At 44.0% G+C, this 21,559-nt stretch carries 14 protein-coding genes; 12 read left to right on the forward strand and 2 right to left on the reverse strand.

Going from position 1 to position 21,559, the window contains the following annotated elements:
• Positions 1 to 20 precede the first annotated feature (20 nt).
• Entirely contained in the window at positions 21 to 650 is a 630-nt protein-coding gene (locus OQE68_RS24320; protein WP_180570178.1) for a ceramidase domain-containing protein, read from the reverse strand.
• A 539-nt stretch (positions 651 to 1,189) separates the two neighbouring features.
• Here OQE68_RS24320 and OQE68_RS24325 point away from each other — a divergent pair.
• The gene (locus tag OQE68_RS24325) at positions 1,190 to 2,635 is read left to right on the forward strand and encodes a hypothetical protein (protein WP_180570179.1); all 1,446 of its coding nucleotides are present in this window, start codon (positions 1,190 to 1,192) and stop codon (positions 2,633 to 2,635) included.
• 136 nt (positions 2,636 to 2,771) lie between these two features.
• Positions 2,772 to 3,344 (forward strand): DNA-3-methyladenine glycosylase I, encoded by a 573-nt coding sequence (locus OQE68_RS24330; protein WP_180570180.1) that lies wholly within the window; start codon positions 2,772 to 2,774, stop codon positions 3,342 to 3,344.
• On the opposite strand, the gene OQE68_RS24335 is transcribed toward OQE68_RS24330, so the two are convergent.
• Positions 3,324 to 3,956: a LysE family translocator gene (locus tag OQE68_RS24335; RefSeq protein ID WP_353618574.1), complete on the reverse strand. Its 633-nt coding sequence runs from the start codon at positions 3,954 to 3,956 to the stop codon at positions 3,324 to 3,326. The genes OQE68_RS24330 and OQE68_RS24335 overlap by 21 nt on opposite strands.
• Before the next feature lie 327 nt (positions 3,957 to 4,283).
• On the opposite strand from OQE68_RS24335, the gene OQE68_RS24340 reads away from it, so the two are divergent.
• The 10 genes from OQE68_RS24340 (at position 4,284) to OQE68_RS24385 (ending at position 21,545) form a co-directional block, all read left to right on the forward strand.
• On the forward strand, positions 4,284 to 4,448 hold the full coding sequence (locus OQE68_RS24340; RefSeq protein WP_180570181.1) for a hypothetical protein: 165 nt from the start codon (positions 4,284 to 4,286) through the stop codon (positions 4,446 to 4,448).
• Between the two features lie 172 nt (positions 4,449 to 4,620).
• The gene (locus OQE68_RS24345) at positions 4,621 to 5,409 is read left to right on the forward strand and encodes an efflux RND transporter periplasmic adaptor subunit (protein WP_180570182.1); all 789 of its coding nucleotides are present in this window, start codon (positions 4,621 to 4,623) and stop codon (positions 5,407 to 5,409) included.
• 18 nt (positions 5,410 to 5,427) lie between these two features.
• Entirely contained in the window at positions 5,428 to 6,822 is a 1,395-nt protein-coding gene (locus OQE68_RS24350) for an efflux RND transporter periplasmic adaptor subunit (RefSeq protein WP_180570183.1), read from the forward strand.
• A 35-nt stretch (positions 6,823 to 6,857) separates the two neighbouring features.
• On the forward strand, positions 6,858 to 8,987 hold the full coding sequence (locus OQE68_RS24355; RefSeq protein WP_180570184.1) for a site-2 protease family protein: 2,130 nt from the start codon (positions 6,858 to 6,860) through the stop codon (positions 8,985 to 8,987).
• A gap of 129 nt (positions 8,988 to 9,116) precedes the next feature.
• Entirely contained in the window at positions 9,117 to 9,635 is a 519-nt protein-coding gene (locus tag OQE68_RS24360) for a GNAT family N-acetyltransferase (protein WP_180570185.1), read from the forward strand.
• Positions 9,636 to 9,712: 77 nt separating this feature from the next.
• Positions 9,713 to 10,216, forward strand: coding sequence for a phage tail protein (locus OQE68_RS24365; RefSeq protein WP_180570186.1), 504 nt, complete (start codon positions 9,713 to 9,715; stop codon positions 10,214 to 10,216).
• Between the two features lie 81 nt (positions 10,217 to 10,297).
• Complete coding sequence (locus OQE68_RS24370) at positions 10,298 to 10,813, forward strand: phage tail protein (protein WP_180570187.1); 516 nt, start codon at positions 10,298 to 10,300, stop codon at positions 10,811 to 10,813.
• Positions 10,814 to 10,876: 63 nt separating this feature from the next.
• Positions 10,877 to 11,422, forward strand: a complete 546-nt coding sequence (locus OQE68_RS24375; protein ID WP_180570188.1) for a phage tail protein — start codon at positions 10,877 to 10,879, stop codon at positions 11,420 to 11,422.
• A 92-nt stretch (positions 11,423 to 11,514) separates the two neighbouring features.
• Positions 11,515 to 11,829 (forward strand): DUF6916 family protein, encoded by a 315-nt coding sequence (locus OQE68_RS24380; protein WP_180570189.1) that lies wholly within the window; start codon positions 11,515 to 11,517, stop codon positions 11,827 to 11,829.
• Between the two features lie 71 nt (positions 11,830 to 11,900).
• Positions 11,901 to 21,545: a DUF4347 domain-containing protein gene (locus OQE68_RS24385; protein WP_266195811.1), complete on the forward strand. Its 9,645-nt coding sequence runs from the start codon at positions 11,901 to 11,903 to the stop codon at positions 21,543 to 21,545.
• Positions 21,546 to 21,559 lie beyond the last annotated feature (14 nt).

Raw genomic sequence — 21,559 nt, forward strand, 5'->3', positions numbered from 1 at the left:
TATCATCTATCCAGTGCCAGTCACTGGTCTGGCCAGTTTGTAAACAAGGCTTTCATGGTTAGATAAATCAGGAAACCATTACAAAGGTGCCAAAGAAAATGACTGCCAATGACTACATAAGGGCAAATAGCGTTGTCTATTGTGCGGAAAAAGAGAGATGCTATAAAGACCGCGGTTGCCCAGATGAGAATAAGAGGGCTGTTGTTTTGCTGACGAAAGTGAAACACAGCAAGCATTGCGATGGCAAATAATGTTGGAGCATACATGAGTGAACCGTTAAGGAGGTTAGGGTATTGTCTGCTGAAATGACTAGCTAAAAATAAAGCAATTACAAGAACAGCAGATTTGCTGTAATTCAGTCGCATAACCTTGAGGCTATAAAACCAAACAAAGCACAATTGAAATAAGAGAATGGGAATAATATCTGCCTGTGCTGCCCAGGGAGTAGCAAAGGTATGAAACAAGCTACTACCAGTCCCAATCATGATGATTAAGCTGATCAGTAAATAGCTGGCATAATGTATGCCCTGTAACGATTGGGTTATTTTCCAGCTTGCCCAAGCAGCGATAAAAAAAGCAATATTAGTTAGTGCATTGATGGGCTCAGCAAGCAAACCTGGCCCCAGCCGCTCACAATAGAGATCGATCATTTTATTGCTCTTTTAAATAGGCATATTGTCTTAGGATAGCTATTTTTTTGTAATCTATACGTCTCGTGAATCATGCTTAAAGGTTGTTATCAGGACTTATTGTCAAACTAACTGCTTTGAATCAATTGCCCTGATTATACTGTTACATGTAATAAGCTAAAGTGAGCTTATGGGTGAAAGTCCTTTGGTATATGGACAGCGGGTTATTTAGCTTTATTTTTGTTTTCTGGCAGTTGTAGCTTATTGGTTGTTAGCTACTATATTGAGATTCACATAGTAAAAAAAACCTGACACCTCAGATAAGCTTGTAATAAGGAGGAAGAGGCTATTCAAATTCGAAATAATTTAATTAAGCTTAATTCATATATGCTACAATAGAAAACATATCTGGGTTGGAGGGTAAGGGTGGTGGAAATGCAGTTAATGAATAGCGTGTTTAACTGTCACCTCAATCACCTATTAGCTCATCTATCGGTTTATGGAGGTTCATCATTCGACAGTTGCCCTAAAAGTCATTCGCATTGGGTATAAGTAAGAGTATGTTTTTTAAAAAGTATGGCCGTAGCCCAATAGCAAGAAAGTTGCTTTTTATTACTATTGGAGTTAGTACGCTCATTGCTTTTATCATTACTATATCTCAACTAGTATACGACTACTATCAAGACATCCAGCGTATAGAAAGAACCCTTCAGCAAATAAAAATTGCCAGTGTGCCAAGCATTGTAGTATCGCTGTGGAACCTTGATGATGAACAGGTTAAGGTTCAGCTTCAATCACTATTGAAAGTTTCTGAAGTTATCCGAGTAGAAGTTAATATACCTAATAAAAAATCTGTTGTTTATGGCGAAGAAGCAAGTGAAGATTTTTTTCTAAAAAAGTATGATTTCGAGCTTTTGTATACAAGAGATGATTCTACAGAAATTAGCCTAGGTGTGCTAAGGGTTTTTTATGATTTTGAAAACATCTATATAGGATTACTTGAAAAGCTTGTATTTATATTTTTACTAAATTGTCTAAAGACCCTTGCAGTTTCATTTGTCATACTGTTCGTTTTTTGGAAGTTAGTAACTAATCATATTGTTAATATCTCTGATCAGCTCGACAGGCATAAAGAGATTTTACTTAATAAAGAATTAGTAGTATTAACGGATCAAGAAAATTTAGGAGAAATAAATACGCTGATCAATAGTATTAATAAATTGTGTAACTATGTTATAGATGTTAAAACGGTAGAAGAAGAGCAAAAGCAAGCGCAGGAAGATAAGCCAAAGCTGCTAAAAGATGAATATATAGCAGATTATGGATTATTGCAGGCAAAACATGAAAAAAACTTTGCTCGAAGTGTAGTTTTTCGGGTAAATAATGAGCTGGCAAATATTTTGAATGACTGTGAAAACAACATCAATGAAATAAGTATGATTTATGGTGCCATTGGCGATATAAAAGAAATGAATATTGCTGTTGATGAGTTGTTAAAAGAACTAAAAGTTGTTGTGAATAAAACTAAACAAATAATTACATCGTCAATGGTATTTTCTGATAATGTGAGTGATATGTTTCGGCTGGAAGGTAAGGAAGAGTTAGTATTTTTTTATAAAAATGATTTAATTGATATTTTTAAAGAGACTTCTTCCTTTTTGAAAAGGAACCACTTAGTAATAGAGGAAGACATTATTTTTAGTGCCGAGTCGACGGTACTTAGCAGACTGTTATGGGTGGTTTTCTACTTGATTTATCAACTAGACAACCCTAGCTCTTTAAAAACCAGTGCTTATAAAAAAAATATGGATGTTGTCATTGTGGTATCGTATGCAATGAGTACCATTCAAAATAAAACTGACCGTAGTAGCCCATATACAAAGCTAGCCTTTGAGTTGTATGTAATAGAACTATTTGTACAACAAGAACTGAAAGGTAGCTTTTCGTACGAGGTGAATGATGATACTGGAATATCGTGGATTATATCATTTCCTCTACTAGTTTAAATTAGAGTAAATATTTACCAGTGTTGTAAGGGGCGTTAGAAAAGTGCTTTTCCATCCCCATTTTATTCTATAACATATGGCCGCAAACAGTTATTAGCGTTGTCCTAGACTATTGATAGACTGATTAGGAGGTTTAATGAATCGGTGTGGCTGGGTTAAATCAACACCCCTGGAAATAGATTACCATGATAATGAATGGGGAGTACCTGTACATGATGATCGACTACTATTTGAGTTTTTAATTCTTGAAGGGGCTCAGGCTGGTTTGAGCTGGTCAACTATTTTAGCCAAACGAGAAGGCTATCGAAAGGCATTTGATGAGTTCAATGCTAAGAAAATTGCCAATTATTCAGATAAAAAGGTAGCTAAGTTATTGGAAAACCCTGATATTGTCAGGAATAAGCTGAAAGTAAATGCTGCAGTGGTCAATGCTAAAGTATTTTTACAAATGCAAGCTGAGTTTGGTAGCTTTGATAGTTATATCTGGTCATTTGTAAATGGTAAGCCCATTCAAAATAAATGGGCTTCAATCCAAGATGTACCCACCAGTACTCAGGAGTCAGACTTAATGAGTAAAGACTTGAAAAAAAGAGGCTTTAAATTTGTAGGGTCGACGATTTGCTATGCTTTTATGCAGGCAATAGGCATGGTTAATGACCATACCACTGACTGTTTTCGTTATGCAGTGCTAACCAAAGGCAAGCCATAAACCAACAGCTATCATCAATGAGCCGGAGACTCGATTAAGAAATTGTACCTTACCACTTTGTTGCAAAAGCTTGCTTAAAGAGCTGCCACCTGCGGCATAAAGTATTAGACATAACAACTCAATAGATAAAATCATTGTGAGCAACATTATCAGCTGAGGAGTTAGCGGCAAGGCTTGATTAATAAAAGGAGGCAACAAAGAGATAAAAAATGCCCAACCTTTGGGGTTGGCAATTGCAGTAACAAACCCCTGACAAGCCAAACTTAACGCACCCGCCTCTTGCTGGTTGGGTTGGTCAAGGTTAAAAGCCATTTTGCCTTTTGACAACCACATCTGTAGGCCTAAATAGCCCAAGTAGGCACCGCCTACAAATTTAAATATTTCAAAAATATTAGGGTATTGCAGCATTAAGGTGGCCACCCCAAAAACCGATGCGGTGGCCACAATGCCGACACCCAGTAACTCCCCCCACATCATCCACAACGTGCGTTTTACGCCAATTGTCATGCCCATGGTCATGGCAAGCATCATACACATGCCTGGTGTTACGGATATAAAGAAAAAAGTGGGTATAAAAACAGCAATCAGAGATAGGCTTAACACTTCTGTCACAACTCCCCCTTTACCACTATCCCGCCAGTGTCCTGTTTGGACTAACTACTTTTTTGCGATTAGAAAATAGCCAGTTAAAAGCAAAGGCACGCTTTTGGCAAGTAAATTATGTTATTCAATGTATAGACATCTGTAAGTTGTACGCTATTTCAGCAATGAAGAAGGTTCATAATGAAGGTGCATCTGGTTATACTTAGATAAGTGATTTAAGCCCATCGACTTATGGCTGAAGAGAAAGGCGGGGGCGAACTTGGTGGAACGCAATCGCCAGGGTAGTTAAGGGCAGCTTTAATATGCAAGCCACAAGTGAAGCAAGATAGGCAAGTTATGAGTGATGATAAAGTAATCGATTTTGTGTCTGCTAAGGAGCCCCATCTCCATGCACGCAAAGAACAAAAAGTCAAAAACTTACAACAGCGGTTTGAGGCCTGCCTGCCTATGAAGAAAAAAACAGTAGCAAAAAAGAAAGTCAAAAAACGCAAAAAAAAATAAGATGACTTAAAAAAATAAGTGTTACACTTCTATCGTTCTTTCCACTGTTTTACTCCTTGGCTGCCAGTAACATCTTGTGGCCATCCTAACTATTTTTGAAGTAATTATTTTTAAAAGAGACATTTCGAGTATAAAGTAAATAGAAGGAGAATTAGTCTTTACAGTGATTAATATGACAAATCAGTGTCAGGGTGATGCAAACAAAATGATAGGGATATTAAAAAAACGTGGGAATATTATTGTTGGTATTGTTTTTACGCTTATCACAGAAGTGCAAGCAGAACCCTCAAACCAGAAGCGTGCTGAGCTAGAAGGCGATATACGGGTATTATTAGTAGCACAAAATGAAGCACAGCTTTCAAGTCAAATGAATGGTCGTATTACTCAATTTAATGTTGATGAGGGTGATTTATTTAAGAAAGGGGAGGTCTTACTAGCATTTGACTGTAAAGAGCAGCAGGCTAATTTGCAAATGAGTGAGGCAGAACTAACAATTGCCAAGAAAACTTATCAGGCACAGTTAAAACTTGCTAAAATGTCAGCGGCCAGTAAATTGGATGTCGCGATAGCGGCTGCAGAAGTGGAAAAAGCAAAAGCGACCAATGACTTGAACCAAGTGGTTGTTCAGCGGTGTGTGGTTGAGGCACCATACGATGGTTGGGTTGTACAAAGGCTAGCAAATCCCTATGAAAATGTGGCATTTGGAGCGCCATTATTAACGATTATCGACAATACTCCTTTGCAGTTAGACTTATTTGTGCCCTCTCATTGGTTAAGCTGGTTGAATGTTGGTCATGGTTTTACCTTGAAGATTGATGAAACAGGCAAACATTATAGTGCATTGGTGCAAACTATTGGCGCTAAAGTGGATTCGGCCAGTCAAACAGTCGCTGTCAAAGCATCGCTGACGGGTAAGCAAAAAGAATTATTAGCCGGCATGAGTGGTACAGCTAATTTTTAAATAAGAAAGGACTCTGTAATGGAAGACGCTCTGGTTCAAGACACAGCAGAGCAAAACCTTGACCCTCGGTTAAAAAGTTTAGCGGGATTATTGCAAATGGAACGGGATATCCGTCAGTTGCATAATCGTGACCAGCTAAAGTTTATGATCTGTAATGAAACTCACCGACTAGTGCCGTATGATCAAGCTATTTTTGTCGTTTTTCCTGTCTCTGATAGTTCACAGCACGATTTACAGTCAGTGAAGGTAGAAGCAATTTCTTCAATGTCACAGGTGGATAATGATGCCCCTCTGGTAGCTTGGCTGAAATCAGTGATTAAACACCTAATCAAGACAGGAGATGCTAGAAATATCAGTGAAATAAAGCCAGATAGCATACCGTTAATATTGCGTAAGGAATGGTTCAGCTGGTGTCCTGGTCAAGCCTTGTGGTGTCCATTGATTTCAACGAGCGGAATCATACAGGGTGGTTTGTGGTTGTTAAGAAAAAAAACGTGGTTAAAAAGTGACATCACGATTTTAGATTATTTGGCTGACGCTTATACCTATAGCTGGGAAGCGCTGGCTCCTCAACAAAGCTGGCGACAAGTGCTTTATGCCCATTTAAGCGGGCGTATCAAGTGGTTCCTGTTATTGTTCATTTTATTGGGTTTTATTCCAGTACGAATGAGTGTATTGGCTAATGCCCAGGTCGTGGCGCGAAATCCTATTGTAATCAGTGCGCCAATGGATGGTGTGATTCATGAGATCAATATAACGCCTAATCAAGAGGTGACAAAGGGAGATGTATTATTTACCTTGGATGACACTAATATCCGTAATAAACATGCGGTGGCCAACAAAGCACTGGAAGTAGCTGATGCAAACTATTTAAGAGCCACCCAGCAGGCATTTGCTGACGCACGCAGTAAAAGTGAGCTAGCTATTTTAAAAGCGGTGTTAGCAGAGAAACAGGCTGAAGTGGATTATTATGCTGAGATGTTAAAGCGCACTCAGGTAATTGCTGAGCAGTCAGGGGTAGTGATTTTTGATGACATCAATGACTGGCTGGGAAAACCTGTGGTTGTGGGTGAAAAAGTCATGACATTGGCGGATATCCATGACACCTGGTTGGAAATATGGTTGCCAGTAGATGATGCTATCGCTTTGGATCAAGGCGCGGAGTTACGACTATTTTTAAATATTGATCCTGTCCGATCAATAAAAGGTGTTATTCAACAAACCAGTTATGAAGCCACCATATCTCCACAGGATATTTTGGCTTATCGATTAAAAGCAACGTTTGCTGCCGATCAACAGCCACCAAGACTTGGTTTAAAAGGGGTTGCAAAAGTCTACTCAGAAAGCGTGCCGCTGTTTTATTATATTTTTCGTCGCCCACTGGCTGAAGCTCGACGATGGCTAGGCTTATAGTGGATTAATAGGCCGACAGTTGTAAAGGATAGGGAATGGAATCCACTGTAAGCTTGCAATTGCACTCAATACTGCCGCCATTAAGACAGGAAATTCAGTTAGTTCCAGGCCCACGAGATCAGCAGGGAGCACCAACCTGGACGTTACACGACCCTGCCAGCAATCGTTTTTTTCGGTTGGGTTGGCGTGAATTTCAGTTGTTAGCCAACTGGTATAAAAGTCTTGTAGCCGATATCGTAGCAAGCACTAATCAAGTTTTGCCAGGCAAAGTAAGCATTGCTGATGTAGAAAAGCTATTTACTTTTTTACAGCAAAATGAGTTATTGAAAATAACCCATCAAGGGGCTTTTCAACTATTTGATGAACGTTATCAACGAATCAAAAAATCCTGGCACAGTTGGTTAGCTCAACATTATTTGTTTTTACGTATCCCACTCTTACGCCCAGATCGGTTTTTAACTAAAACTTACCCTTATATTTGCTTCCTATTCAGTAAAGTGTGGCTTTGGTGTGTGTTACTTGTCAGTGGTTGTGGCTTATTTTTGATTACACGGCAACTGGATAGTTTCTTACATACCTTTAGTTATTTATTTACTTTTCAAGGTGCTGTTATATTTATTATCAGCTTGTGTATAGTGAAAATTGCCCATGAGTTTGGCCATGCTTATGCCTGTAAACATTATGGTGTCAGGGTGCCGACGATGGGGGTGGCTTTTATGGTATTTTGGCCTGTGCTCTATACTGATGCAACTGAAGCATGGAGGCTGACTAACAAACAGTCTCGGGCAACTATTGCAATTGCTGGTGTGATGACGGAGTTGGCCATTGCAGGCATTGCTGCCTTTTGTTGGAGTTTTTTACCCCCTGGGGTTTTTAAAACAGTCACCTTTATTATTGCTACCACTTCATGGGTATTTAGCCTAGTGGTCAACCTCAACCCTTTTATGCGATTTGATGGCTATTATTTGGTGGCAGATTATTTTGATATTCCCAATCTCCAACCCCGCGCATTTGCCTTAGCACGCTGGTGGTTACGGGAAAAATTATTAGGCATCGGCTTTGAACCACCAGAATGGTTTTCATCAAGAAAACAATTCTGGTTAATATTATATGCCTTTGGTACCTGGCTTTACCGGTTAGTATTGTTTCTGGGGATTGCAGTGCTGGTTTATAACCTGGCATTTAAAGCGCTGGGTATCATCTTGTTTATTATTGAAATTTATTATTTGATTCTTATCCCTATTTTTCGGGAGGTAGCTGTGTGGTGGAAATATAAGGCTGATATGTCTGTGTGGCGAAAATGTCTTTGGTTACTGTTTTTTATGGCTATTGTTGTTTTTTTAACGATTCCCTGGCAGGCCCATATTGATGTACCGGCAATCATTCGTGCTAAACAATATCAATATTTATATCCCTCTTCGGCTGCTCAAATAGCAAGTGTAAATGTTCAGGTAGGAGACCAAGTTGAAGCGGGTGATACTTTATTTGAGTTTCATTCTCCCTCACTAAGCTATCAATTGGCATTAGCAGAAGCACGATATCAAGCGTTTCACCTGGCATTGGACCGACGTGCTACCACAGTGGAAATGATTGATACCGTGCCAATCATTGCAAAACAGCTTGCTGAAATAAAAAATAAAATCACTGGGGTAGAGGCAGAGCTGGCAAATTTAGTCATTAAAAGTACATTTTCTGGAGAAGTTATGTCGGTTACTACAGGGTTAACTAAAAATCGCTGGGTTAACCCAAAACAACAGCTTGCCTTACTCGTTAATAATGGTAGTCGATTTGTTGAAGCTTATATGAAAGAAGAAGATTTACCTTTGGTTAAGGTGAATAGTATGGGGCATTTTTATCCCGAAGATCCTAATTGGCCAAGTTTTAAGTGTAGAGTCTCTGAAATTGAGTTAATCCATAGTGCTCAGTTACAGCAACCTTACTTAGCTTCTATTTATGGTGGCGATATTGCAGTACGAAAAGGAAATGATGGAAAACTAAATAGCGAACAGGCATTGTTTAAGATTCGTTTACAAGTTGATGAAGATATTCCCGAATTTCGCCAAGTTGTCCGTGGTACTGTAGTAATAGAAACAAAATCTTATAGCATTATTTACTCTTTATTTAGCACTGTATTACAGGTGTTAATCCGAGAAACCCAGTTTTAATTAAAAGCACCTCTAATAACGGTTGCCTATCATTTTTTATTCTAGGGAAAATAGTCATACTGGCGTATATAATTAAAGGAGGGAAGCAGAAGTAGCCACTTTTTATTTTTAACATGTCACGGAATTGAAATGAACGCTTCAACGGATAATCTGAAATTACCACAAGGGCTTGCTATTCGCCCCGCAGTTGCATCAGATAAACCTTTTCTTCAATCACTTTATCATTCAACTCGAAACGATTTGCAATATATTAATGCTGATGGGGAATTTATCAGCGAATTGATCGATCAGCAGTTTCAGGCGCAAAAGGCTGGCTATGGCAATATGTTTCCCAATGCTTGCTATTTTATTATTGAAAAACAACAGCAAGCTATTGGTAGGATTACCCTGGATTTTACCAATGAAATTATCCATATCATAGATATTGCCTTTATTCCTGAAGCCCAGGGAAAAGGCTATGGAAAAGGGGCTATTCAAGCACTACAAGTTGCCGCAGGAAAAACCTGTGCACCCTTATTACTCAGTGTTTATGCTAATAATTGGACTGCTAAAAATCTTTATTTAAAGTTGGGTTTTCAGATTGAGCAGTCTATTCCTCCTTATGAGCGAATGATTTGGTATCCCACGATCAAGGAAATGAGTGCATAAGCAAAGAAATTATTATGTAAGTAATACATTGCTTGTGACTATATCATAAAATAAGCAAAACAAAGGAAGGGTCAAGTATGTCTGAACCGTTTATTAGCCAAATTACTATGTTTGGGTTTGATTTTGCCCCTAGAACCTGGGCTAAATGTGATGGCCAAAATTTACCGATTGCGAATAACCCCAGTTTATTTTCATTATTAGGGATAGCATACGGTGGTGATGGTCGTACTACATTTGGCTTACCTAATTTACAAGGCCGGGCACCCGTTCATATGGGTAATGGTTATCGAATTGGTGATAAAGGTGGTAGTGAAACAGTTCGATTAACCGTTGAAAACCTGCCTCGTCATACCCATCAGATGCAGGCCAATAGTCAACCAGCAGAAACCAATGAACCGAGTAATCAAGTGTTAGCCATGGAGCCCAGTGGAAAAAATATCTATGGTCCAGCCACTAATTTGGTGGAGATGGGAAATGCATTAATGGCTACTGGTGGTGGTGAAGCCCACTTTAATATGCAGCCATCACAAGTAATCAATTTTTGCATTGCCTTGACAGGTTTATTCCCTCCAAGAAACTAATGGAAACTTCTCATAATTACGTTTTTTGAGGCATTCACAATCAGTGGCAAAATACTCAATAGATATGAAAGGAATGGAATAATGGCTGAACCCTATATTGGTGAAATCAGAATCTTTGCTGGTAATTTTGCGCCGGTACATTGGGCATTTTGTGATAATAATTTGATTCCTGTGACTGAAAATGGCGCGTTATTTTCGCTGTTGGGAAGCCGCTATGGCGGAGATGGTAGAAGCACGTTTGCATTACCAGATATGCGTGGTCGGCTGCCGGTCAATCAAGGCACGGGGCCAGGTTTAACCCCACGCAGTATGGGTGAGCGGATGGGAGTAGAGGAAGTCACACTAACGATTCCTCAAATGCCGAATCATTCTCATCAATTACAGGCAAGTAATAATCCGGCGGATAGTATAGAGCCCCAAAGCCGAGTCTTGGCAAATGGACAACCGATTTATTCATCATCAAACGCGAACTTAGTTGCTATGTCACCAAGTCAGGTGGGTAATACTGGAGGAGATCAACCGCATAATAATGTCATGCCGTTTTTATGTGTCAATTTTATTATTGCACTGCAAGGTATTTACCCCCAACGAAATTAAAGGCAACTCTAAAAAAGCACTTTTTTAGAATCACCTTAACTTTATAGGTAGGAGCTTTAAATTATGTCAGAACCCTTTATTGCACAAGTTCAAATGTGGGGTTGTAATTATGCACCTCGTGGTTGGGCATATTGTGATGGTGGATTGCTCTCAATAGGCGAAAATACGGCGCTCTTTTCTTTGATTGGTACTACTTATGGTGGTGATGGTCGTACTACGATGGGCATTCCTAATCTTCAAGGGCGAGCCCCCATGCATTCCGGTAATGGCCCAGGACTGACGCCTCGGTTATTGGCTGAAAGAGGAGGAAGCGAGTTTGTTTCATTAACCCAAGCAACGATACCTAGCCACACTCATCAGCTGTATGCTGAAGATGCTGATGCAGCAGAAACGGAATCAACGGCTGATTATTTAGCAAGAGGAGGCACACCTGGGCGAGGTGGGCGTTTTTATCCCATTGATACATACAATAATCCAGAAAATTTAATGCCATTGTCATCATCGTCTTTATCTGAGACAGGACTTGGGCAAGCCCATGAAAATAGGCAGCCTTTTTTGACGGTGAATTTTTGTATGGCACTAATGGGTATTTATCCTAGTCGAAGTTAAGCGTATAAGTATGTTAGAAAAGTGGGTGCATGGACTACTTGTGCCTGCTTTTAAAATAAGAAAAGGATTTTTACTAATTGGAATCAAAGGGAATGCTAGCAACGTTAACGCAAGAAGATTTTAATAAACAAGTAAACACCCCATTTATTATTAAAACAAATAAAGATGACTTGGCGCTTGAGTTAACTGAAGTTAAAGTGCTTAGGAAAGCGCAGGAAGAGAACCAGCGAGACCAGTTTTCTTTATTATTTAAAGGAGACCCTCAGAGATTTTTACCTCAACAAATTTATCAATTAAACCATAAGATAATGGGTGAATTATCGCTTTTTTTAGTGCCGATTGGTAGGGAGCATCAATCGAGCCATCTCAAGGAAGGAGCCTATTTATATGAAGCTGTATTTACATAATTAATGATTAAAAGTTAGGTTAAGGTCATTTTATAGCCGTTGCAAAGAAGCGATGTGCTGGAGGCAATATTATGCGTCACTATGTTAAAAGCCTGTTAAGCTCCGCTCCATTTAAATTTTTTAATGGACGTTTAAATATTTTAAGTCAACAGGTAAAGAACATTTCTTCATTAAAAAATACCAATGTTTCTGCATTGCCAACCATGAATGCTTCTTTGTTATTACCCTTAGAAAAACGCTACTTATTTGATGGAGCGGCGGTGGCCACTGCAGTTGATGCGACTCAACAACCTGTAGAGCCACAACAGGAAAATGATGACGCCGCTGCTCAAGATTTGTTACAGGCATTAAATACGGCGAATGAAGTAGAAAGCACCAATGATACGCGTAAGGAAGTGGTTTTTATTGATAGCCGTGTCATTGATTATGAGTCATTAGTCGATGGGTTAGGTGATAACCTGGAAGTGGTGGTATTAAATACTGATCAAAATGGCGTCGCGCAAATTGCTAATAGCTTGAGTGGTCGGCAGGTGGACGCGATTCATATTGTCTCCCATGGCGATGATGGAAAGTTATTTTTAGGTAATACCACTCTTGACGTTAATAGCTTGAATAATTATGCCAGTTATTTAACAGCTATCGGTCAATCACTTAACAGTGTAGGAAATGATCGAGGCGATATTCTTTTATATGGCTGTGATGTGGGTCGTGGTGCTGCTGGAGAAGCGTTTGTTCAAGCCTTAGCGGGTTTAACTAATGCGGATATTGCGGCTTCAACGGATGATACGGGTAACAGTGATTTAAGTGGCGATTGGGATTTGGAATACAACACGGGCAATATCACCACAGATACACCGTTTTCAGAGACAGCTCTGGCCGCCTATGATTATTTATTTGCCTTACCTATTTCCAGTGATCAGACCACTAATTATGATGGGTTGGGACTGTCTGATACGGCGGTAATCGCTAATGGCACAGTGATTGATGATATTTCTTATGATGGTTGGCGGTTTAATGGTTTTGGAGGCGAAACGGGAGTTTATGCCCATGAAGGTAGTTTAACTAATGATGTGAATACCACTGGTACACGCTTTTATACCAGTGACAGCTCCAACTTCAAATTCACCAGTGTTGATTACAATATCGATACACAGGGTAATCCCGCTAATGCCACTATTACCTTTTATGGTTTTCGTAATGGGGTGCAAGTGGAGTCTCAAGGGTTTAATGCGGCTGATAACAGTTCTGGTACCTGGACATTAAACTGGGGGTCAGTTGATGAGGTGAAGGTTACTGCAAATACTAACTGGATCTTCATGGATAATTTAAAGGTAGGGGCAGAAATTCCTGCTAATGCTACGCCAGCTATTTCAATTAATAATACCAACTTAGCCTATACAGAAGGCAATGCAGCGACCCAGATTGATAGCGCTGCCACTGTCAGTGATTCTGATGGTGATGCAGAGTGGAACGGTGGCTCTTTATCAGTGCAAATTACTGGTAATGCAGAAGCAGGCGATCGTATCAGTATTGTCGACAGTGATGGTGATGGTACAGCGATAACCATTAGTGGCACCAATATTTTTGCTAATGGCGTCGATATTGGCGATCTCAGTGCCAGTGGCGGTATCGTGACCGGTGGGACTAAATTGACCATTACCTTTGATAGCGACGCCACCAATGCCAACGTGCAGGAAGTATTGCAGTCCATTCGTTATGACTCCACAACTCAAGACCCAGGCACCTCGAACCGCACCATTACGTTTACTGCCACGGATAAAAATGCAGCCAGTGGTTCTGATACACGAACGATTGCGATGACAGCGGTGAACGATGAGCCAACCTTAACCGCCAATGCTAGCAACCCCACTTATACAGAAGGGGGAAGCGCGGCTAGCTTGTTTAGCGGAACGAGTGTTAGCACTGTGGAGTCAGGACAAACGGTGAATGGCTTAACCTTCACTGTCACTAATGTCACCAATGGCAGTAATGAGCGCATTAATGTGGATGGCACCACCATTGTGCTCACCCATGGTACTAATGGTTCTACTGCCAGCAACAGCTTAAATTACAGTGTCAGTGTCATTGGTACCACGGCTACCCTGTCGCTGACAGGGGGTAGTTTGTCAGCCGCTGCTGCACAAACCCTAGTGGATAATATGAGTTACCAAAATAACAGTAACTCACCTAGCACCAGTAATCGGGTGGTGACGTTAACCAGTATTCAAGACAGTGGCGGTACTGCCAATGGTGGTGATAACACGGGTTCATTAGCGATAGCCTCAACGGTGACGGTGGTACAAAACAACGATGAACCGACGTTAACTGCTAATGCCAGCAACCCGACCTTTACCGAAGGCGGTGCGGCGGCCAGCCTGTTCAGTGGTAGTAGTATCAGCACGGTGGAGGCGGGGCAGTTAATCAAAGGGCTAACGTTCACCATTACCAATGTCACCAATGGCAGTAGTGAGCGGCTCAATATCGATGGCACCGCGATTATCCTGACTCACGGTACCAGTGGCACCACCGCCAGTAATAGTTTGAGTTACAGTGTCAGTGTGGTGGGTACTACCGCCACGGTATCCTTGACGGGCGGCACCATGTCAACGGCAGCGGCCCAAACCTTAGTGGATGGGATGAGCTACCAAAATAATAGCAATACCCCTAATACCAGTAATCGGGTAGTGACCATCACCAGCCTGCAAGATAATGGAGGCACCGCTAATGGCGGGGATGACACCGCTTCATTGGCGATTGCCTCAACCGTGACTGTCGTGGGCGTTAATGACGAGCCTACCTTAACTGCCAATGCCAGCAACCCGACCTATACCGAAGGCGGGGCGGCGGCCAGCCTGTTTACTGGTACGAGTATTAGTACGGTGGAAGCCGGGCAAAATATCACCGGGCTGAGCTTTACCATCACTAATGTGACCAATGGCAGTAATGAGCGGATCAATGTGGATGGTACCACTATTGTGCTCACTCACGGCACCAATGGCAGCACGGCAGGGAATAGCTTGAACTACAGTGTGATGGTGATTGGTACCACCGCCACGGTGACAATGACCGGAGGCAATATGTCTACCGCCGCGGCTCAGACCATGATTGATAACATGAGTTACCAGAACAACAGTAACTCCCCCAGCACTAGCAACCGAGTCGTGACGTTAACCAGCATTCAGGACAGTGGTGGTACCGCCAATGGTGGTGATAATACCGGCTCCCTGGCGGTGGCTTCCACGGTGACCGTGGTACAAAACAACGATGAGCCGACGTTAACCGCCAATGGCAGTAACCCGACCTTTACCGAAGGCGGGGCAGCGGGCAGTTTATTTAATGGCACCAGTATCAGTACGGTGGAAGCCGGGCAAACCATTAAGGGCTTTACCTTCAGCGTGTCCAATGTGGCTAACGGCATCAATGAAGTGATCAACATTGATGGCACGGCGATTGTACTCACCCATGGTACCAGTGGCAGTACCGCAGGGAATAGCTTGAGTTACAGTGTCTCTGTCGTAGGAACCACAGCCACGGTTTCGTTGGCCGGTGGCACGATGTCTACCGCCACCGCGCAAACCCTGATTGATAACATGAGTTATCAGAACAACAGCAATACCCCCAGCACCAGCAACCGGGTGGTCACCTTAACCAGTATTCAAGACAGTGGCGGTACCGCCAATGGTGGGGATGATACGGCGTCGATCTCGGTGGCCTCGACGGTGACTATCGTTGGAGTCAATGATGAACCCACCTTAACCGCCAATGCCAGCAACCCGACCTATACCGAAGGAGGCGCAGCGGCGAGCCTGTTTACCGGCACCGATATTAATACGGTGGAGTCTGGGCAAAACATTACCGGGCTGAGCTTTACCATCACTAATGTGACCAATGGCAGTAATGAGCGGATCAATATCGATGGCACCACCATTGTGCTCACTCACGGCACCAATGGCAGCACGGCAGGGAATAGCCTGAATTACAGTGTGATGGTGATTGGTACCACGGCCACGGTGACTATGACCGGGGGTAACCTCTCAGTAGCTGCAGCGGAGACCATGATTGATAACATGAGTTACCAGAACAACAGTAACTCCCCCAGCACTAGCAACCGAGTCGTGACCTTAACCAGCATTCAGGACAGTGGTGGCACCGCCAATGGTGGCGATAATACCGGCTCCCTCGCAGTAGCTTCCACGGTGACGGTGGTACAAAACAACGATGAGCCGACGTTAACCGCCAATGGCAGTAACCCGACCTTTACCGAAGGCGGGGCAGCGGGCAGTTTATTTAATGGCACCAGTATCAGTACGGTGGAAGCCGGGCAAACCATTAAGGGCTTTACCTTCAGCGTGTCCAATGTGGCTAACGGCATCAATGAAGTGATCAACATTGATGGCACGGCGATTGTACTCACCCATGGTACCAGTGGCAGTACCGCAGGGAATAGCTTGAGTTACAGTGTCTCTGTCGTAGGAACCACAGCCACGGTTTCGTTGGCCGGTGGCACGATGTCTACCGCCACCGCGCAAACCCTGATTGATAACATGAGTTATCAGAACAACAGCAATACCCCCAGCACCAGCAACCGGGTGGTCACCTTAACCAGTATTCAAGACAGTGGCGGTACCGCCAATGGTGGGGATGATACGGCGTCGATCTCGGTGGCCTCGACGGTGACTATCGTTGGAGTCAATGATGAACCCACCTTAACCGCCAATGCCAGCAACCCGACCTATACCGAAGGAGGCGCAGCGGCGAGCCTGTTTACCGGCACCGATATTAATACGGTGGAGTCTGGGCAAAACATTACCGGGCTGAGCTTTACCATCACTAATGTGACCAATGGCAGTAATGAGCGGATTAATATTGATGGCACCACCATTGTGCTCACTCACGGCACCAATGGCAGCACTGCAGGCAATAGCCTGAATTACAGTGTGATGGTGATTGGTACCACGGCCACGGTGACTATGACCGGGGGTAACCTATCGGTTGCAGCGGCGGAAACCATGATCGACAACATGAGTTACCAGAACAACAGTAATTCTCCCAGCACTAGCAACCGAGTCGTGACCTTAACCAGCATTCAGGACAGTGGTGGCACCGCCAATGGTGGCGATAATACCGGCTCCCTGGCGGTGGCTTCCACGGTGACGGTGGTACAAAACAACGATGAGCCGACGTTAACCGCCAATGGCAGTAACCCAACCTTTACCGAAGGCGGGGCAGCTGGCAGTTTATTTAATGGCACCAGTATCAGTACGGTGGAAGCCGGGCAAACCATCAAGGGCTTTACCTTTAGCGTCTCCAATGTGGCCAACGGCATCAATGAAGTCATCAACATTGATGGCACGGCGATTGTACTCACCCATGGCTCCAGTGGCAGTACCGCAGGGAATAGCTTGAGTTACAGTGTCTCTGTCGTAGGAACCACAGCCACGGTTTCGTTGGCCGGTGGCACGATGTCTACCGCCACCGCGCAAACCCTGATTGATAACATGAGTTATCAGAACAACAGCAATACCCCCAGCACCAGCAACCGGGTGGTCACCTTAACCAGTATTCAAGACAGTGGCGGTACCGCCAATGGTGGGGATGATACGGCGTCGATCTCGGTGGCCTCGACGGTGACTATCGTTGGAGTCAATGATGAACCCACCTTAACCGCCAATGCCAGCAACCCGACCTATACCGAAGGAGGCGCAGCGGCGAGCCTGTTTACCGGCACCGATATTAATACGGTGGAGTCTGGGCAAAACATTACCGGGCTGAGCTTTACCATCACTAATGTGACCAATGGCAGTAATGAGCGGATTAATATTGATGGCACCACCATTGTGCTCACTCACGGCACCAATGGCAGCACTGCAGGCAATAGCCTGAATTACAGTGTGATGGTGATTGGTACCACGGCCACGGTGACTATGACCGGGGGTAACCTATCGGTTGCAGCGGCGGAAACCATGATCGACAACATGAGTTACCAGAACAACAGTAATTCTCCCAGCACTAGCAACCGAGTCGTGACCTTAACCAGCATTCAGGACAGTGGTGGCACCGCCAATGGTGGCGATAATACCGGCTCCCTGGCGGTGGCTTCCACGGTGACGGTGGTACAAAACAACGATGAGCCGACGTTAACCGCCAATGGCAGTAACCCAACCTTTACCGAAGGCGGGGCAGCTGGCAGTTTATTTAATGGCACCAGTATCAGTACGGTGGAAGCCGGGCAAACCATCAAGGGCTTTACCTTCAGCGTGTCCAATGTGGCTAACGGCATCAATGAAGTGATCAACATTGATGGCACGGCGATTGTACTCACCCATGGCACCAGTGGCAGTACCGCAGGGAATAGCTTGAGTTACAGTGTCTCTGTCGTAGGAACCACCGCGACGGTTTCGTTGGCCGGTGGCACGATGTCTACCGCCACCGCGCAAACCCTGATTGATAACATGAGTTATCAGAACAACAGCAATACCCCCAGCACCAGCAACCGGGTGGTGACGTTGACTAGCATTCAGGACAGTGGCGGTACCGCCAATGGTGGGGATGATACGGCGTCGATCTCGGTGGCCTCGACGGTGACTATCGTTGGAGTCAATGATGAACCCACCTTAACCGCCAATGCCAGCAACCCGACCTATACCGAAGGGGGCGCAGCGGCGAGCCTGTTTACCGGCACCGATATTAATACGGTGGAGTCTGGGCAAAATATCACTGGGCTGAGCTTTACCATCACTAATGTGACCAATGGCAGTAATGAGCGGATCAATATTGATGGCACCACCATTGTGCTCACTCATGGCACCAATGGCAGCACGGCAGGGAATAGCCTGAATTACAGTGTGATGGTGATCGGCACCACGGCCACGGTGACTATGACCGGGGGTAACCTATCGGTTGCAGCGGCGGAAACCATGATCGACAACATGAGTTACCAGAACAACAGTAATTCTCCCAGCACCAGCAATCGAGTCGTGACCTTAACCAGCATTCAGGACAGTGGTGGCACCGCCAATGGTGGCGATAATACCGGCTCACTCGCAGTAGCTTCCACGGTGACCGTGGTACAAAACAACGATGAGCCGACCTTAACTTCCAATGGCAGCAACCCCACCTTTACCGAAGGGGGCGCTGCTGGCAGCCTGTTTAATGGCACCAGTATCAGTACCGTGGAAGCGGGCCAAACCATCAAGGGCTTCACCTTTAGCGTGTCCAATGTGGCCAACGGCATCAATGAAGTCATCAACATTGATGGCACGGCGATTGTACTCACCCATGGCACCAGTGGCAGTACCGCAGGGAATAGCTTGAATTACAGTGTCTCTGTCGTAGGAACCACAGCCACAGTTTCGTTGGCCGGTGGCACGATGTTTACCGCCACCGCGCAAACCCTGATTGATAACATGAGTTATCAGAACAACAGCAATACCCCCAGCACTAGCAACCGGGTGGTGACGTTGACTAGCATTCAGGACAGTGGCGGTACCGCCAATGGTGGGGATGATACGGCGTCGATCTCGGTGGCCTCGACGGTGACCATCGTTGGCGTCAATGATGAGCCCACCTTAACTGCCAATGCCAGCAACCCGACCTATACAGAAGGGGGCGCGGCGGCGAGCCTGTTTACTGGCACTAGCATTAGCACGGTAGAAGCCGGACAAACGATTACTGGACTGACCTTTACTGTCAGTAATGTTAGCGATGGTAGCAGCGAAGTCATTGTTGTGGATGGGGTTGCGGTGGTACTGACTCAGGGAAATAGTGGTACCACGGCGACCAATGGCCTGAACTATAACGTGACAATGGTGGGTACAACGGCAACCGTATCACTGACAGGCGGTAACTTATCTGCTGCAGCGGCTCAGTCAGTGATTGATAACATGGCTTATCAGAATAACAACCAAATGCCTACGACAGCGAGTCGGGTTGTTACGTTAACCAGTATTCAGGACAGTGGCGGTACGGCTAATGGTGGCGACAATACGGGGTCGTTAGCCATTGCTTCCACAGTGACTGTAGTGGCTAACAATGATGCACCTACGTTGAGTAGTACGGCCAGTAATCCTACCTATGTTGAAGATGGTGCTGCAGTGAACTTATTCAGTGGCACCACCATTGATACAGTAGAAACAGGTCAAACCCTAACGGGGTTGAGTTTTAATGTGAGCAACATTAACGATGGAATTAACGAAATCATTAATGTTGATGGAACTCAGATCAGGCTAGTGGATGGTCGTAGCGGTATTACCTCGATTAATAATTTAAGCTATACCGTGAGTGTTGTAGGGTCGACAGCACAGGTTAATTTAACGGGAGGTTCGTTATCTGTGGTAGCCATGCAAGCCTTGGTCAATGGCATGAGCTATCAAAATAACAGCCAATTCCCTGATACCAGTGAACGGGTAGTGACATTAACCAAATTATCCGACAGCGGTGGTGTAGCTAATGGTGGTCAGGATGCAAGTGCATTTACTATTCATTCTACGGTGAGTGTGGTACAGGTCAATGATGCACCAACGGCAATTAGCCTATCTAGTGATGTCATTCGAAAATCCAATACCACTGGTTTAATTGGAACCTTTGCCACAACGGATGTAGATACGGATGATACCCATAGTTACAGTTTGGTGACTGGTGTCGGTAGTCAACATAATGGTTTATTTTCCATTACGGGTAACTTACTCAAACCTAAAGATTTATCGACGATAGATGGGGGCGCTTATAGTATTCGAGTGGCCGTCAATGATGGGAATGGCGGGCGTTTTGAACGAACATTTACGATTAGCATTATTGATGATGTAGCCACCAATCTGAATATATCCCAGCTCAGTGGTAATAGTGCAGCTGATACGACACTTAGTGTATCTGACCCAGCTCCCCTAGCCACTTTTGTGCTTGAGCCCATAGGTTCAGAAACGGTTTTATCTGATACTGTCGAAACCACTACCCCTACCTTCACTGTGAGACCTGTTGTGAGTACCTCAATTCCTACTATTAATACGACAGCTGATGTTATTACTACCAGTACAGGAATTGCAGTAGGCTTACCACAAAGAGCTGCTGTCGGTTTAGGTATTAATCCAGCCTTTGGTTTTTCCACTGCAAATGGCGTTGGTTTTAGTACAAGCGGTGATAGCGGTGCCGCTGTCCTAGTACCCAGTGGAAGTGATTCAGCCATTTCAGGTGGAGGAGAGCCAGGGGTTCGAGTGAGCTTTGGCTCTCAGGCGTTGCCAACCAATGCTCCTTCAGTCACACCATCCCCTGTAACATCACCTATCCCAGGAGTGGCCCCCATAACACTCGTTTCTCCCATTGATAATCAACCAATGGGGAATGACCAAGGAACGAATAGTGGCGATCAGCCAGGTAATAAAAATCAAGCCAATCCTGCTGCTGCACCCGCATTAGGTAATGGTGGCCTCAATATAAATAACCATAGCCAGCAGGCAAATAATACAGTCGCAAATCCTAATAATGAGCCAGCTAAACAAGGTGATAACACCACAGGTGAACCCGCAACAAATGACACAAATAGTCAACCTAATGATCCAAATAAGCAGAAAAAAACCGAAGCACAGCTACAATTAATGCAAAACGGGCTTAACTTTAATGAGCAGTTACAACTGGTGAGCCATCGTTTTGAAATTGAACAGCTGCTGCTATTAGAGGCTCTGGAGGATATGCTGGAGGAGCCTGATGTCGTTAATGGGTAGTAATAGGTAGATAG

This window comes from Spartinivicinus marinus (assembly GCF_026309355.1).
Taxonomy (GTDB): domain Bacteria; phylum Pseudomonadota; class Gammaproteobacteria; order Pseudomonadales; family Zooshikellaceae; genus Spartinivicinus; species Spartinivicinus marinus.